Origin of the sequence: Haliscomenobacter sp. (assembly GCF_033763495.1) — a bacterium.
Lineage (GTDB): Bacteria > Bacteroidota > Bacteroidia > Chitinophagales > Saprospiraceae > Haliscomenobacter.
In genome coordinates, this window is record NZ_JANRKL010000010.1 from 1 (window position 1) to 15,321 (window position 15,321).

A 15,321-nucleotide genomic window follows, 5' to 3' on the forward strand; every position below is an offset into this window, starting at 1 on the left:
GGTATACAACATGCTGACGAAATAAAAAAAAGCCACTACCTGCGGCACAACCAAAATGATCCAAACCCAAATGGGTAATTCCATCCCTTTTTTGGTATAAAACGCCATCCATTGGATTCCCCAATGCGCAATTTCCCAAGGCAGAAATTTCAATACGGTTCGGATCAAAATGCCTCGGGTATGATTAGCAGAATCCTGGATCATCACCACCTGAAGCCGCAAAGCCCGTTTGCCAATCGTGCCTTTTCGGGCACTTTTTTCCTGAAGAAAAAAATAGAGGAACACTGGCAGGGTAAGCGTTGAAAAAGCAATCAATTGCCCGGCTACCGGACTGAGTTCCAAGCTTCCCATTTTTTCAACACCAAACAGTAAAGCGATCAGTCCAAAGAGCAGCATGGCGTAGCCTACAACGAAGCAATAGTCGAGCAGTGCTGCTGCTATTCTCCTGAGGATGAGATTGGGTCCGATGTTTTTTGTTGTGTTTGTTGACATTGCATTTATTTTGAGCCAGGCAAAAGTCAAACATAGCATTTTTATTGATTTTTACTGCTAGTTCAACCTTTGGATGCAAATCAGGTTCTTTGAATTAAACACCTGTAACTCAACAGGGATTTCGCTCTATTAAATTGCCCGGCAATTCATTATCTTTCGCTCAACAGTCCCAACTATGAAAAGAGTAGGCTTCCTAACCCTTCTATTGCTGAGTTGCAGCGCCTTGGCGTTGGCTAAAATCCGCCTTGAGGTAAGGATTAAAGCGACTCTGCCTTTACCAGAGTCGGGTTTGTATTTGGCAGCCAGCTTCAACAATTGGAATCCGGGGGACCCAGCATTCAAATTCAGCCAACAATCATCCAGTCTGTATTTCATCGAGCTGGATCAGGAGCTTCAGCATTTTGAATACAAAATCACCCAGGGAAGTTGGGCCTATGTTGAAGGCGATTCCACGGGTACCTTTATCCCCAGCCGCAAATACGATTATTCGCCAAGGCAGCAGCTTGTCCAAATTGAAGTGCTAGGCTGGGAAAAGCGGGCTTTTTACCAGATGGTCATCAAACAAATTCCGGCCAATACCCCGCACGATGCAACCCTCTATCTCGCCGGAAACTTCAACAACTGGAATTCCCGTGATGAAGCGCACCGCCTGTACCGCCAGGCCAATGGCAGCTACCGCGTCAATTTTTCCACCGAATTGGAGCGGATTGAATTCAAGTTTACCCGTGGCACCTGGGCCTCGGTGGAAGGACAGGAAAATGGTCGCATGCGGCCCAACCGGGTGTTGTTCCGCAATCAAATCAAGGCCAATCAGCCGCTGGAATTTGAAATTGCCACCTGGGAAGACTTATCGGGTTCGGGCAATTTTTTGGCTTTTGCCTGGTACGACATCATCATTTTGTTTGCGGCCTTACAAGGCTTTTTACTGGTCTTGGCTATCCCGACTATTCAGGATTTTAACCGGAAGGCCAATCGTTGGTTGGTTTTTTTGCTATTTTTTGTTTCTTCCATTTTGTTGATAAGGACGGTGGGCAATCAGCGGGATATAGCACAGGTTTTTCCCTTCTTGCAGTTTGTGCCCGACTTTTTGTTGCTGGCCTACCCTCCGGCTTTTTATTTGTACGTGCGGCGCTTATTGTTCCAAAGTGATCAATTCTCAGCCCGGGTATTGTTGCATTTTATTCCCAGTGCCCTGCAAATTTTTGCCTACACCCCTTTCTTTTTGGCGGAAGTCGCCGCCCTCAAAGTAGATGTGGTGAGCCACGATGCACAGGGCTGGTGGGCCGTAAATGCGGTGGCGGTTTTCGGCTGGTTTTCCAATGCCTTTTACACCTACCTGTCTTTGCATGCCATTCAGGGCTACCGCAAACAGTCGCAACGCAGTTATTCCTTTGAAGAAAACCTTCATTTTTTGCTCACGGTGTTGATCATCATGGGCGTTTGTTTGTTGCTCTGGGCTTTTACCCTGGTGGTTGCCGGTATTGGTTTCCTCAGCCACAACGAGATATGGTTGTTTACGGAAAAAAGTGCCGATATGATCTGGCTGATTTTTTCCATCATTCCCCACCTACTGGGTTATTTCGCCATCCACCAACCGGAGATTTTTAAGGTGGCCCAGCCCGTTTCTCTGTTCAATACCATTCCGGAAATTCCCATCGAAGAGGTGAAAGCGGGGCATTTGAGTGAGAAAAAAAGTGAAGAACTCAGCGATGAAAATTTGCAACGCCTCAAGCAGCAACTGGAGGTTTATATGGCCCAACACAAACCTTTTACCAACCCCAAACTCACCCTCAATGAATTGGCCAGCATGCTCAAAATGCCGCCCTATTTGTTGTCCAAAGTGATCAATGAAGGGTACGATGTCAATTTTTTTGATTTCATCAACACCTACCGGATTGAGGAATTCAAACGCCGGATGGAGGATCCCCATTTCCAACATTACACCTTGTTGAGCATTGCTTTTGAGGTGGGGTTCAATTCCAAAACCGCGTTCAATCGTTCTTTTAAAAAGATCACCAACCAGTCGCCGAGTGAATTTTTCCAGTCGGTGAAGGTTTAGCTGCCACAACCTCCACCGCCGCAACCTCCACCGCCACCACAGCCACTTCCGCCGCTGCATCCACTGCCTCCACTGCATCCGCTACCACTACAGCCGCCACTGCCACAACTGCCAAATGAATCGCTCACGCCTGCAAATGCCCCGCAGGCACCCATCATTCCTCCATCTTTGTCTTCACGGTTGAACAATCGGCCCAGGGGTTCGTAGGCGCTGGTGAGTTCATTCAACCAACTTTCGGTGTAAGTCCCCCCGCTGAGGGTTTGCTCCAAATTACCAATCAGCAGGAGTCCGGATCCCAATAAAGCAGGCAATTGAGCCAAATCTGATTGGCCCTGTCTCAACGAAGCAGCAACGATTTGCTGGCCTTCTAATAGGCGTTGACTAAGGTCTCTGCGCAATTCTTTGCCTTCGGTGGTCAGCGGAAAGCTGTGAAAAGCATTCCAAAAACTGGCCGGCATGATGGACTGAATCTTGGGCGTTTTGCGCACAAAATTGAATTGGTAGCCGTAATAGGATTTTGTTTTTTGAGCTACAAGATTGATCAGCAAAGTCAGTTCTACTTTTTGCTCCCCGGTTTGAAAAGGCAGCAAAAATGGCTCTTCGTGCACCAGTGGCGGGTATTGGACAAAATACGGTCCGGTGGTCAAATAATAAACGGGTTTGGCTGCCCCGGGTTCTACACTATGAACTTGCAACACCTCCTTCATGATCAGGTCAAGCAGGGTGAGGCGCATCATTTGGCGGCCGTAGAGGCGGTTGGGGCGTTGCAAAAAAAGCAGTTCAGCGGGCGAAAGTTGTTTGATGTCTGGTATCATTTTTTGAAGATTTTAGATAATATCCAATATTGATTCAAATTGATTCGGCGAAAATTCAGTGGCGCAAAACGGATTTCAGCAGCTGGCCACAAATCGGCGGGTGGCGCTTGTACAAAATGCGCTTCGTAAAGCTTCAGGGTATTGCTGTAGCAGTCGTTGTACTTGGTGTCCTCGGCCTTTCCTCCTTTGGTGGGGCCGTGGTGGATGTCGCGCTGAAGGGTGTCGCGGCAGAAATCGTGCCAATAAGAGCGGGTGTAAATCAAGTGCAAATGCCACACCTGATCCACCTCATCGGAGGGTGTCATGGGGCTAGGGGCAACACAACAGAGGTACATGAACCTTTTGTATTCCAGGATGGCTCTGAATGCAAATTCCAATTTCCAGCCATTCTCCAAAGCAAGGCGTTGCACAAAGGGAAAAGCAGACTGCGGGTCGTTGAGTTCAAAGTGCAGGATTTTTCCCCATAAGGCTTGCTGAGCTGGATTCATTGGCATGAGTTTACCTTAAAACTACAGCAATAGGTCCACTTTATAAAGCACATGCACTTTAAGTCCAGGTTATTTTCGATTAAAATGATCGAATTTGGAGAGATACAATGGCAATTGTCCGATGAAAAAAATGATTGATCAATCCTTATCCATGATTACCTCCTTCAAAAACGGTGCTGCTTTTTCAAAATTGGCCGCGTGCAGTCGGTATACCCACACATCCTGGCTGAACAAAAAAATCCCTTGCGCAATTACCGCCCAGCCAAATCCACACCACAAGTCAGGGAGATTTATTCCTGCAATCAAGCCATGTTCACGCAGCAGCAAGCCAATGAAACAATAGGCAAAGTCCAGTCCTATATTGAGCAAAAGAAGCTTTTCGACGTGCCGTTGGGCCTCAAATCGTTCAAAAGCATTGCCTTTTTGAAAGTGGCGAAAAACGGCGTGGTAAAAAATCAGCATCGCGACCAGTAGGTTGATCACTCCCCATACCATGTTCATCATCGCAAAATAGTACAATTGGCCGTGCAGGAAAAACAAGGCCAAGAGGCCAAACAGGATGTTCAAAATGCTCCACCAGGCCAGAATAGCCAAATGGCGGCGCAGGATGCCCCGAAACCGACGGTCGAAATCCACAATTTCATCAAAGGGTTCATTCAAACGGAGTGGAGTGGTAAAAGCAGAGATGAGGTAGCGGGTATGGTGGAGTTTCATCTTTTTTAGGGTAAAGTTCGGGTTTCCGCTGAACAGTTGCAGTGATTTTTCTTGGCTAGTCAAGCTGATTTTGTTGGTAACGAGGACCTTATGATCATTTACGGAACGAATGGATTCGGCTTCGCCAAATCTTTTTAACACGACGTCACAAGGCAACGACGACACGACGATTATGCGCTTCGCGCTGTAACGACGCTTTGCGTCGTGTCGTGGCGGTAGCCATTCCGTCGTGTCATCGTTCCGTTGTGACGTCGTGTTAAAAAAGCAGCGAAGCTGCTCCCTCGTTATGTGAGCAATAAAGTGTCGCTTTGGCTTTTTATCAACTCTTCCCCGGCGGAATCGGATTCGGCACCGCGTTATTCACCGCCGGCAAAGACTTCAAATACGCAAATACCGCCTGTAAATCCTCATCACTCATCTTCGCAAAGTTGAACCAGGGCATCGGTGGCAACAGTGGCCGGGTGCCGTCCATCCCCTTGGATTTGCCTTCACGGATACACTTTTCAAATTGCTTGTAATCCCAGCTGCCGATCCCGGTATCGTCGGGGGTCAGGTTGGCGGCAAAAGAAGTGCCCCAAGGACCAACAGCAGCCGTCAACATCGGGCCAAACAAGACCCATTCACCGGGTTTGGCCATTTCTGGATTGGTCACTTTGGGCAAAGGCATTTCACGTGGGTGGCCGGAAAGGCGGCGCTTCATGTCCAATTCTGGTCCGTTCGGTCCCATCACTTTGGGCGTGTGGCAATCGTCACAACCACTGATGGTCACCAGGTATTCACCTCGTTTGACCAGTTCGGCCTGGGTGGGCGCTTTGACCTCTACCAGGTCAGTTTTGACGTCGGGGGTGCACCACAAGAGCGCAAGCAAGCTCGCGCAGAGCAGCAGTACAATTGAGTACGGTTTCATGTTTAGGTGTTTTGGGGGTTAGACAGTGGGGAAGGGAGGGAGGTGGCAAAAAAAGTATCATTTACTCGTTTATGGCTTATCTAAAAATTTTAAACAGCTCAATCTCAACTGTAAGATGCTCTATTACAATTGCATCACCGACTTTATATATTTCATTCTGCTGGTAAACATTCTCCACAATTTGCCTGTAAGCGTAAATCTGTTGCTTATTCAAATCAATCACCCAATATTCCTGCACCCCGCTCTTTGCATACAAAGCACGTTTCACTTTGGTGTCATAGGCTAGAGTGGTATCTGCTACTTCGATAATCAGCACGATGTCTTTTCCCTGAGGAAGTGCTTCATCATAAAAATCTGCTCTATACTTTAAGAGGGTTATGTCTGGCTCTGGTTCCGATAAATCATTTGCTAAAAAAGGATTTTGAATCCGCAGAATTATATGCTCATCTACTTTTTTGGACAACAAGTGAACAAGTTTGTCCACCATCGCTGAGTGTTTAGTTCCGATTGGGCTCATGTTCATTATTTCCCCGTTGATTAATTCCACCCCTCGTTCCGGCAAAATCCCCACCTCAGCCATCTTATGGTACTCCTCGACAGTGAATAAACGTTTTTGAACTTGCACGGACATAATACGCTCGTTTTGTAGGCAAGATATAAAAAATAACAATGGCATCCAAAATGAATTGGATGCCATTATTGGACTACCGTACGGGCACCGCTACGTGGTTGCCCTTGCCCAGGGATAACCACGTAGCGGCAACCCTTTGTGGTTGCCGTAGGGATAACCACGCAGGGTTATCCCTACAGTTCGCGGACCCACACGTTGCGGAAACTGGTTGGGTTGCCGTGATCCTGCAATTCCAGTGGGCCTTTGCCGTGGGCAACGTTTTTGGGCATGCCGATGTATTCGGTGGTGCCGCGGATTTCGGTATGGTTTTGCACCAGTACACCGTTTTGGATTACGGTAATGTACGCCGGAGTAATTTTGATGCCATCTGCGTTGAAGCGAGGTGCAGTGTAAATCACGTCGTAGGTTTGCCATTCACCGGGAGGCAAACAGGCGTTCACCAATGGCATGGATTGCTTGTAAATCGAGCCAGCCTGGCCATTGGAGTAGGTGCGGTTTTTGTAGCTGTCCAAAACCTGCAACTCGTAGCGGCCTTGCAAAAAGACGCCGCTGTTGCCCCGTCCCTGGCCATTGCCTTCCACTACTGCGGGTGGACGAAATTCGATGTGCAATTGAATGTCGCCAAATTCTTTTTTGGTACGAATGGCTCCAGTACCTTTGACTACGGTCATGGCAGTGCCGTCGGTTTTCCAGCCAGCGGGTTTGCCGTCCGCAGCAGCAACCCACTCATCCAGGTTTTTGCCGTCAAATAAAACAATGGCATCTGATGGTGGTTTGGCCATTGCGCCAGGTGTCACCACCCGGGGCTCTGGTTCCCATACTTCGGTAAGCTCAGGCTTAGGCTGTTGGTTTGGCGCAATTTGAGCCAGGGCCACTACACTGAGTCCAAGGAAACAAACTAGCATTGAAAAAAGTCTGGTCATTGTTGTTGTTTTTTGAGTTCTATGACGTTTGTTTATAATTAGACTTTATGTGCTGCAACCTTGTTTGCATAAAGTCTTTCGAGCTGCTAGATTAACAAAAATCCGCTATTCCTGCAACTGCCAAAGATAAACGTACGGGGAACTACCACGATTGCAGAAGTGTTTCCAAGCTGAAGCCCGGCTTTTTGAAAAAATCTTATCTTGGGTTTTTGAACTATTTTCTACTTTTGTTCAGGCGTTTTGAATGGGTCTCATAGTTCAATGGATAGAATAGGAGTTTCCTAAACTCTAGATACAGGTTCGATTCCTGTTGGGACCACTACTATTACATATACCTTCCACTCTACATTTTGATCGTTTCACCACAAAGTCACCAAAACAAAAAGATACTAATGATTAGTACTTTGTGTCTTGGTGACTTTGTGGCAAAACCTCCCCCCTACTTACTCATCATCCTCATCAAACAAATCATCCGAACCCAGCATATCCGCCAAGGTATCCCGGAACGACAGCTTCGCTTCCAACATATCCTTGCTGATTACCTGGAATTCAGCCAGGCCGTGCAGCACCAGTTCCATGTACAAGTACTGCTCATCGCCTTGCACTTGTTCGAGGTTGGATTCTACAAATTTGCGCAAGCCAGCTACCCCATCCAGCGCCGCCCGGTAATCCTTGTCGCTCATGTCGTTGAGCAGATTTACGGCATTGCCACCGCTGAACCAGGCACGAATCACCCCGTATGGATCGCGGTCGCGGCCTTTGCGCAGTTTGTCCGGGTCGGGGAAATGATCGAGGAACAATTTTTTCAATGACTTACCTAGCAGGTTAATGGCCACCAGGTAAGGGCCTTCCTGCTCACCTTCGTATACCAATTCGACTTTCCCGGTAATGGCAGGCACCACACCCCAAAAATCGGTGAGGCGGGCAATCGTTTTGCTTTCCCGGTTGATCAACAGGCGGCGTTCGGCAGTGCTGACCAGGTTTTCGTAACCCGAGATGGTCAAACGTGCAGAAACCCCACTTTTTGAATCCACAAATTCGCTGTCGCGTGCTTCAAAAGCAATTTGCTCCAACAAAATTTGCAGCAAATCCGGCACGTACACCTGCGCGCGTTGCTCTGCGGTCAGGCGGGCTTCCTGCTGGGTGATGCTGCGGGCAATTTCGATGGTTTTCGGGTAGTGGGTCAGGATTTGGCTTTCGATCCGGTCTTTCAGCGGCGTAATGATGCTGCCCCGGTTGGTATAATCTTCAGGGTTGGCCGTAAACAAGAACTGGATGTCCAAGGGCAAACGCAGTTTGAAACCCCGAATCTGGATGTCGCCCTCCTGCAAAATATTGAACAAGGAAACCTGGATCCGCGCCTGCAAATCCGGCAATTCGTTGATCACAAAAATGCTGCGGTGCGCCCTGGGGACCAGCCCGAAGTGGATCACCCGCTCATCCGAATACGCCATTTTTAAGGTAGCAGCCTTGATGGGGTCCACATCTCCAATCAGGTCGGCCACACTTACGTCGGGCGTGGCCAGTTTTTCCACATAACGTGCGCTGCGGTGCAGCCACTCTACGGGGGTGTCATCGCCCATTTCGGCGATCAAATCCAGGGCGTAACGCGAGATGGGATTCAGGGGATCGTCATTCAGTTCACTTCCGGCAACTACGGGAATGTACTCGTCGAGGAGATTGATCAACAAGCGGGCAATCCGGGTTTTGGCCTGGCCACGCAAACCCAACAAAAGTATATTGTGCCGGGAAAGCACTGCCCGTTCGATATCGGGCAAAACCGTGTCTTCGAAACCAATCACTCCTTCAAAAACTGTTTCCCGTTTTTTGATTTTGTCAATCAGGTTGGCCCGGAGTTCTTCTTTTACCGATTTTGCACGATAATTGCTGGCCTTTAAGGCACCTAGTGTAGTAATGGAATTCATCTGTGCGGAAGCGTTTAAAAAGCTTGTTAGAAGAAAAGAAAACGATTGAAAATCGATATAGTTTTGACCTCAGTCTAAACTATCGACATTTCTGCTGCAAAAACTTTAATTTTAAACTCTCTATGACGCAAAAAATTACTTCCCGGTTTTTTTTGAGGCTTTTGAATAGGAAGCTCCCTTGAAGTGAACCGTTCGACTTCCTATTCAAAACCCAAATCGGGAACTTAATTTTTCTGCGTTATTTAATTGCCAAAAACAAACTGACATGAAAAAACTAGTAGTCTTTGGATTGCTGCTCTCTGTTTCACTTTTATTATCGGGCTGTATCAATGTCATTGAAGAACTGACCCTCAATAAAAGTGGCAAAGGATTGTACTCCATTACCATCGACATGAGTTCAATCCTGCAACTGGGTTCGCTCAAAGACTTGATGAATCAGGCTGGCGCGGATGCAGATGCCCAGAAAAAATTGGGTATGGACAAGATGGAAAAAGACACCACCATCTACTTCAAGGACATGCCCGCCGACCTTAAAGCACAAACGGGAGACGCCAAGTTTTGGGACAAAGCCAAAATGACCATGAAGATGAGCGAATCCGAGAAAAAACTGGTCATGCAAATGAGCCTCGATTTTGACAAAATGGAAGACATTGAGTTTTTCTACAAAAATCTGGGTACGGTCATGAAAGAAGGTGCTGGCGAAATGGGCGGTATGCCAACTGAAGGCCTGACACCCGCCGGAGTGGCCTTTAAGTTGGCCAAAAAATCGCTCACGCGCCTCCCTACCCCCAAAGCTGAAAACCAGCCAAGTGGTGAAGATATGGAGATGATGAAAATGTTTCTGGGCACGGCCAAATACACCACCATCTACAATCTCCCCAATCGGGTAAAAAAAGCCAAAATGGCGAACGCCAAAATTGACGGCAATACCGTAACCGTTGAGAACTCCATGCTGGACATCATGGAAGGTAAAGCCAAATTGGAAGGACAAATAAGTTTTTAGGAAAGTTGAGAAGGTTTAGGAAGGTTGAGGGAGGTTGAGGCTCCGCGAGAAGTATTGTCAATGTCGCTTGCGGAGCCTCAACCTTCCTCAACCTCCCTAAACCTCCCTAAACCTTTTATCATGATCGACCGACTGAAAAAAGCATTCCAGGAAGCCTCCGATGCCATTATGGAGCAAGCAGGTAACCTTGGCGAAAACGCCAAAGAACGTGGCTACCAACTCATTGAAGAATGGCTGCGCATTTTCCCACGTATGCAGGCATATGGATTGGAAATGATCAATTTTTCCTTGACGGTAGCCTTGAGCCCTTCTTTGGAAGTAGAAATGCGGGGCAAACACGAGGATTTTTCACCCGAAAAGCTGGATGAAATCCTGAAAGCAAACAAAGGCAGTGCCGCGATGGTCTCGGTTTTTACCACCATCAAGAGCACTTATTCCCTGTACCGCAGTACGGGAAATCCACTGAATGATCCCTTGATTGTTCGGATGAAAATCAAAATCACCCCGGAAATCAAGGTGACCATCGGTCAGGCCTGGACTTAGAAGTTCACAAAGTGTTTTACTTCCATTTAGCACAAAGGACACCAAGGCAGCACAGAGGACACAAAGAGAGCGACATTGACGCAAGATAAATCTAGAGATTAAATCTAGTCTAACCCTAAAATCAAAGCGTTGTCAACGTCTAACTTTGTGTCCTCTGTGCTGCCTTGGTGTCCTTTGTGCTTAAAAAGTCGCTTTGTGTCCTTTATTTCAGCAACTCCAAATGCCCCAAATGGTGCCGACTATGCCAATGGTACAAGGCCAACACCTTCCCTAATGGGTTTTTCACCGTCCCAAATTGAGGATGGTAATAGCCCTGGTTTTCCCAATCTTTGATGTCCTTTAACACACAAACCCAACGGGTATGGACATCTTCCAGAATTCGCAAAGACACTTCAATTGGCAATTTTGAATCCGGCAAGGTCGCCCAACGGTCTTCCAGATAAGGTTTGATGGTGGGAAAATCTTCGGTCAATGACAACTTAAAACGAATGTAGGCATTCATGTGACTGTCTGCCACGTGGTGAATCACCTGCCGCCCGGTCCAGCCATCAGGCCGATAGGGGCTATCCAGTTGGGTTTCGGTTAAAGATTCGGCTGCGTTCCGAAATACCTGCGGGAATTTTTCGAGATAAGCAATCCATTCTTCAATCATGGCAGGCGTTACGGTTTCCGGCTTGACGAATTTGCCAACCGGGTACTGCAGAGAAGATAGGTCTGTAGACATAGTTTGAGTGTATGTTTGGGTATAATAAATGATTGATAGGACTTCAAAATTTTAAAAAATAAAGCAATAAAGCAAGTGCTGCGGAAAAATCATTGAATCAAAACTTTGACATTGGAATGAAGCCACAGAAAAGAGGCTGGCAATTGGCTGCTGATTTTAGCTTCCAACAAACGTTGAGTGATCTCCACTTTTGCTGCCCCGGAAATGAGCAATACAATTTCCCTGGCCGCCAAAATATCACCCATCCCCAGAGTGAGGCCGTACAATTTCACATCTTGCATGTCTTTGGCCATGCTGTGCCCCAGTGAGTCTTCTGTAAGTTGGGCAATGTGGCAATTCGGTTGTAAATAGGCGCCAGGTTCATTAAAAGCCAGGTGGCCATTGACTCCCAAGCCCAACACACACAAATCGATTGGCCCTTCCTGTGCTAACAATTGTTGAACCCGGGCACACTCTTCTTGCGGATCAGCAGGATTGCTTTGGAAGGAAAAGTAGCGATCCGCAGGAATGTTTAAAGGTCGAATCAAGTGTTCCTGAAGGTAGGATTCACAAGTACCCGGATGATCCATGGGAACTCCACCCCATTCATCCAGTTTAAAAATGCGCAATTGGTCAGCAGAGAAAAGGGATTTTTGGGCTACCAGCGCTTGGTAGGTAGCTGTAGGTGTATTGCCAGTAGCCGCACAAAGCAGCAAATTGGGTTTCTTTTGAATGGCCTGCAGGATGATTTGGCTGGCGGTGGCGGCAAGGGCTGTTGCTGAGTCGAAGTGTTGAATGTGCATAAGGGTGGTTTTTGGCCCAAACTGCTTAAATTTCCATTTCCAAAAGTGCATAACTCAATGCCTTGCCATGCGTGTCCATCGCTAGTGAAGTAGTTACGCCCCCCATCAAAGCCTGTTGGCAGACAAAGAGCAAGGAATGGATGTTGGGCAACTCGTAGCGGATGATTTCGCCTGCGACGATATCTTGCAAATGGGCTTTCACCCGCTCAGCCGTAACTTGTTTGCAAAGCATATCGTAGTCCGTCTCTTGATACGGGATCAAGGAGAGGGTGAGGGTGTTGCCTTTGTCGCCGGCGCGGCTGTGGGCGATGTTGTAGAGTTTCATAGGTTAAAGTTAATAGTACTGAAATGCGACCAAAGCAACATTTTTTTACCGCAGAGTTTCACAGAGTGCCTGCAGAGTTTCGCAGAGTTTTTAGTTTTTAGGAGTTTAGGCCACCTTTGGTGGCTAAGATTACTCAGAGCCGACTTGAATGAACACTATTACAAACAATCAAAATTTAATAGTGTCGAACCTCCAGCCACCGAAGGTGGCAAAACTCCTAAAAACTAAAAACTCCGTGAAACTCTGCAGGCACTCTGTAAAACTCTGCGGTAAAAAAATCCAACAGTTCAGAATTCACACAAAGCTTATATTGTAAAAATGCAGACTTTGGGCTCCACCAGCTCCCGATCCAATAACACCGACACAATCCCAATCACCTCATTCACACCTTTGCGCACTCCTCCCCCACCCGCCGGGCCATTGGTATAAAGCGCTTCCACCTCTTCTCCAATCAAGGCGGCCTGACTGACCGAACTGGCTTTGGCAACTGCCCGTACCCGAATCTCGTAAGGTGCCGCCTGGTGTCCAAAATTGCCTCGGTGTACCGAGCTGCTGCCAATGTAATCAATGCGCAGATCGGGAAACTGGCCTTTCAGCCGTTGAGTCAAAATTTCACCCGCCAATTCTGCGCGTTCCAGAGCCGCCGAACCTGCGTAGGAAATTTCCCCCTCGCCCAGGAAAAAGGCTTTGTAGCCCACACTCACTTTGTAGGTCGCTGGTTTGTTTTTCCCAGTACCTCCACGCACACTCACTTGATCCGGCCCGGATTCACTCAGGTGTACCGTGGTGAAATCTGCAATGACATCGGGAGTATAATATTCATAAGGATTGAGGACCTCGTACAGCAATTGCTCTTTGGCGGTTTGTACATTAACCACACCGCCAGTGCCATCCACTTTGCTGATCACAGCGGAACCATCCGGAAATACATCGGCAAAAGGGTGTCCCAATTCCGCCATTCCGGCCACCGGCTTTTTGATCGGATCAGCAAAATAACCTCCGGTGATGTGCCCTGCACATTCCAGCAAATGGCCAATAACCGTGCCTTTGCCTAGCAAATCGTAATCGTCGGTTTTCCAGCCAAACGCATGAATCATGGGGGCCAAAAATAGGGAAGGGTCGGCTACCCGCCCGGTGAGGATGATTTGGGCCTCAGATTGTAAGGCTTCCAGGATCGGCTCTATACCCAAGTACGCGTTGGCAGAAATCATGGGGCCTGATTTTTCCAGGGCCGCACCCGTTTCCAAGGCAGGCCAGTTTGGGTCAATTTTTACCAACACATCATCACCCGTGATGGCCGCTACACTGATGGAGAGTCCAAGTTCCCCGGCGATCTCAATGATTTTTTGCGCGCCCGCAATCGGGTTCGCTGCCCCCATGTTGCTGATCAGGCGGATTTTGTTTTGCACCAACAAGGGCAACAAAGAGCGAATGCGGCGCTCCAACAAGGGGTCGTAGCCTTGCTCGGGGTCTTGCAACTTGCGTTTTTGAGCCAGGGCAATGGTGCGCTCGGCAAGGCATTCCAGCACCAGGTAATCCAGTTCGCCTTTTTCGGCCAAAATTACCGCAGGTTCTAATCTATCTCCAGAAAATCCTGCGCCACAACCAATTCTGATTTTTGCTTTCCCCATGGCTTAAATATGTATCGAGCCAGTCAAAAGAGCTACTATGGTCATCACAATAGTGGTGCCCCAGGCCCAGAAAAAAGTAAACCTTTGGTGTTCGCCCAAATCCACTTCTGACAAACCTACCAACAAAAAAGTCGAAGCAGTCAGTGGGCTAATCGGGAAACCAACTGTCATTTGTCCCAACAGTGCGGCCCGGCCAATCTCCAATTTATCGATTCCAAACTCAGTGGCAGTTTGACTCAAAATCGGCACCACCCCAAAATAATAAGCGTCGGGGGTAAAAAGAATACTAGCAGGCAAACTGGTAATGGCAGTCAAAGTAGGCAACAGGTTGGCTTGTTGGGCCGGAATCAAAGCCACCAGCGCATTGGCCATGGCATCAATCATTTTGGAGCCGCCCAAAATGCCGGAAAATACCCCGGCTGCAAAAATCATACTCGACACCATAAAGATGTTCATGCCGTGATTGCGCAGGATTTTTTGTTGATCGGCCAGTTTGGGGTAGTTGATCAACAGCGCAATCATACTCGACACCAAAAACAACACCGCTGTTGGTACCCAGGCTTTCATCAAGGTGACAATGAGCAAGATGGTAAAAATGGCGTTGAACCAAATGAGTTTGGGACGCCGCAAACGTTTTTGCTCTTCATTCAGATTGTCGGCAGGGTGGTATTGCAAGTCGAGAACGCCAAGGCGTTTGCGTTCCCGTTTGCCCCAGATGTAGGCCACCAGTAAAACCCACAAAATTCCCCCAAAGATGGCGGGTACATTGGGGTTAAAAATAGTGGCCGCATTGGTGTTCAAGGTTGAAATTGCCCGAGCCGAAGTACCCGACCAGGGTACCAGATGCAAGGGCCCCACACTCAGGGCCACGATGCCCGCCAACATCAGCCGATTGATGCCCAATTGTTTGTAAATCGGCACAAAGGCCGACAGGACAATCATAAAGGTGGCGGTGCCATCGCCGTCCAGGTGTACAATCATGGTCAAAACAGCCGTACCCAGCAAAACCTTGAGTGGATCACCCTTCACCGCCCGTACAATGCCAGCAATCACCGGGTCAAATAAACCCGCATCCAGCATGGTGGCAAAGTACAAAACCGCGAACATGAGGAGAATCCCTGTAGGTGCCACTTGTTTGATGCCTGCCAGAATCATTTCACCCAGTTCTACAGGTTTTACTCCGGCCAAGAGGCCAAATACAATGGGGACTAAAACCAAAGCGGTCATTACGCCCATTCGTTTGGTCATGATGAGGGCTAAAAAGGTGGCGATGGTGGCAAAGCCGAGTAGTGCGAGCATGGTGTAGGTTTGGAAGGGAAGGTAGCATAAAAATGAAAAAATTGTATCAGGCTACCTTAA

16 protein-coding genes and 1 tRNA gene are annotated in these 15,321 nt (G+C 48.0%); 4 read left to right on the plus strand and 13 right to left on the minus strand.

Going from position 1 to position 15,321, the window contains the following annotated elements:
- Positions 1–492 (minus strand): RDD family protein (locus tag SFV55_RS00695; RefSeq protein ID WP_320027517.1); only part of this gene is annotated, 492 nt, incomplete at its 3' end.
- 175 nt (positions 493–667) lie between these two features.
- Between SFV55_RS00695 and SFV55_RS00700 the strand changes: the two genes are divergently transcribed.
- The gene (locus SFV55_RS00700; protein ID WP_320027518.1) at positions 668–2,551 is read left to right on the plus strand and encodes a helix-turn-helix domain-containing protein; all 1,884 of its coding nucleotides are present in this window, start codon (positions 668–670) and stop codon (positions 2,549–2,551) included.
- On the opposite strand, the gene SFV55_RS00705 is transcribed toward SFV55_RS00700, so the two are convergent.
- From SFV55_RS00705 to SFV55_RS00730, 6 genes are all read right to left on the minus strand, one after another.
- Positions 2,548–3,366: a hypothetical protein gene (locus SFV55_RS00705; RefSeq protein WP_320027519.1), complete on the minus strand. Its 819-nt coding sequence runs from the start codon at positions 3,364–3,366 to the stop codon at positions 2,548–2,550. The genes SFV55_RS00700 and SFV55_RS00705 overlap by 4 nt on opposite strands.
- A complete protein-coding gene (locus SFV55_RS00710; protein WP_320027520.1) occupies positions 3,363–3,854 on the minus strand; it encodes a hypothetical protein in 492 nt (163 codons plus the stop codon). The genes SFV55_RS00705 and SFV55_RS00710 overlap by 4 nt, the downstream gene beginning before the upstream one ends.
- 138 nt (positions 3,855–3,992) lie before the next feature.
- Positions 3,993–4,568: a DUF6992 family protein gene (locus SFV55_RS00715; protein ID WP_320027521.1), complete on the minus strand. Its 576-nt coding sequence runs from the start codon at positions 4,566–4,568 to the stop codon at positions 3,993–3,995.
- A gap of 319 nt (positions 4,569–4,887) precedes the next feature.
- Positions 4,888–5,475 (minus strand): c-type cytochrome, encoded by a 588-nt coding sequence (locus tag SFV55_RS00720; protein ID WP_320027522.1) that lies wholly within the window; start codon positions 5,473–5,475, stop codon positions 4,888–4,890.
- 76 nt (positions 5,476–5,551) lie between these two features.
- Entirely contained in the window at positions 5,552–6,106 is a 555-nt protein-coding gene (locus SFV55_RS00725) for a Uma2 family endonuclease (RefSeq protein WP_320027523.1), read from the minus strand.
- A 173-nt stretch (positions 6,107–6,279) separates the two neighbouring features.
- Positions 6,280–7,029, minus strand: a complete 750-nt coding sequence (locus tag SFV55_RS00730; RefSeq protein ID WP_320027524.1) for a DUF1080 domain-containing protein — start codon at positions 7,027–7,029, stop codon at positions 6,280–6,282.
- A gap of 247 nt (positions 7,030–7,276) precedes the next feature.
- Here SFV55_RS00730 and SFV55_RS00735 point away from each other — a divergent pair.
- Positions 7,277–7,348, plus strand: a tRNA-Arg gene (locus tag SFV55_RS00735).
- Positions 7,349–7,472: 124 nt separating this feature from the next.
- Here the strand turns inward: SFV55_RS00735 and SFV55_RS00740 are convergent.
- Positions 7,473–8,954, minus strand: coding sequence for a magnesium chelatase (locus SFV55_RS00740; protein ID WP_320027525.1), 1,482 nt, complete (start codon positions 8,952–8,954; stop codon positions 7,473–7,475).
- 265 nt (positions 8,955–9,219) lie between these two features.
- Here SFV55_RS00740 and SFV55_RS00745 point away from each other — a divergent pair, with 265 nt between their 5' ends.
- Together SFV55_RS00745 and SFV55_RS00750 are read left to right on the plus strand one after the other, a co-directional pair.
- Complete coding sequence (locus SFV55_RS00745; RefSeq protein WP_320027526.1) at positions 9,220–9,957, plus strand: hypothetical protein; 738 nt, start codon at positions 9,220–9,222, stop codon at positions 9,955–9,957.
- Between the two features lie 120 nt (positions 9,958–10,077).
- The gene (locus tag SFV55_RS00750; RefSeq protein WP_320027527.1) at positions 10,078–10,500 is read left to right on the plus strand and encodes a hypothetical protein; all 423 of its coding nucleotides are present in this window, start codon (positions 10,078–10,080) and stop codon (positions 10,498–10,500) included.
- A 202-nt stretch (positions 10,501–10,702) separates the two neighbouring features.
- Here SFV55_RS00750 and SFV55_RS00755 read toward each other — a convergent pair whose 3' ends face one another.
- The 5 genes from SFV55_RS00755 to SFV55_RS00775 form a co-directional block, all read right to left on the minus strand.
- Complete coding sequence (locus SFV55_RS00755) at positions 10,703–11,224, minus strand: YfiT family bacillithiol transferase (RefSeq protein WP_320027528.1); 522 nt, start codon at positions 11,222–11,224, stop codon at positions 10,703–10,705.
- Between the two features lie 89 nt (positions 11,225–11,313).
- Positions 11,314–12,006 (minus strand): galactosamine-6-phosphate isomerase, encoded by a 693-nt coding sequence (locus SFV55_RS00760; RefSeq protein ID WP_320027529.1) that lies wholly within the window; start codon positions 12,004–12,006, stop codon positions 11,314–11,316.
- A 25-nt stretch (positions 12,007–12,031) separates the two neighbouring features.
- Positions 12,032–12,331 carry a hypothetical protein gene (locus SFV55_RS00765; protein ID WP_320027530.1) on the minus strand — a complete coding sequence of 100 codons (300 nt, stop codon included), beginning with the start codon at positions 12,329–12,331 and terminating at the stop codon, positions 12,032–12,034.
- A 305-nt stretch (positions 12,332–12,636) separates the two neighbouring features.
- Positions 12,637–13,962, minus strand: a complete 1,326-nt coding sequence (locus SFV55_RS00770; RefSeq protein WP_320027531.1) for an acyclic terpene utilization AtuA family protein — start codon at positions 13,960–13,962, stop codon at positions 12,637–12,639.
- A 3-nt stretch (positions 13,963–13,965) separates the two neighbouring features.
- Positions 13,966–15,261, minus strand: a complete 1,296-nt coding sequence (locus tag SFV55_RS00775) for a citrate:proton symporter (RefSeq protein WP_320027532.1) — start codon at positions 15,259–15,261, stop codon at positions 13,966–13,968.
- Between the last annotated feature and the right edge of the window lie 60 nt (positions 15,262–15,321).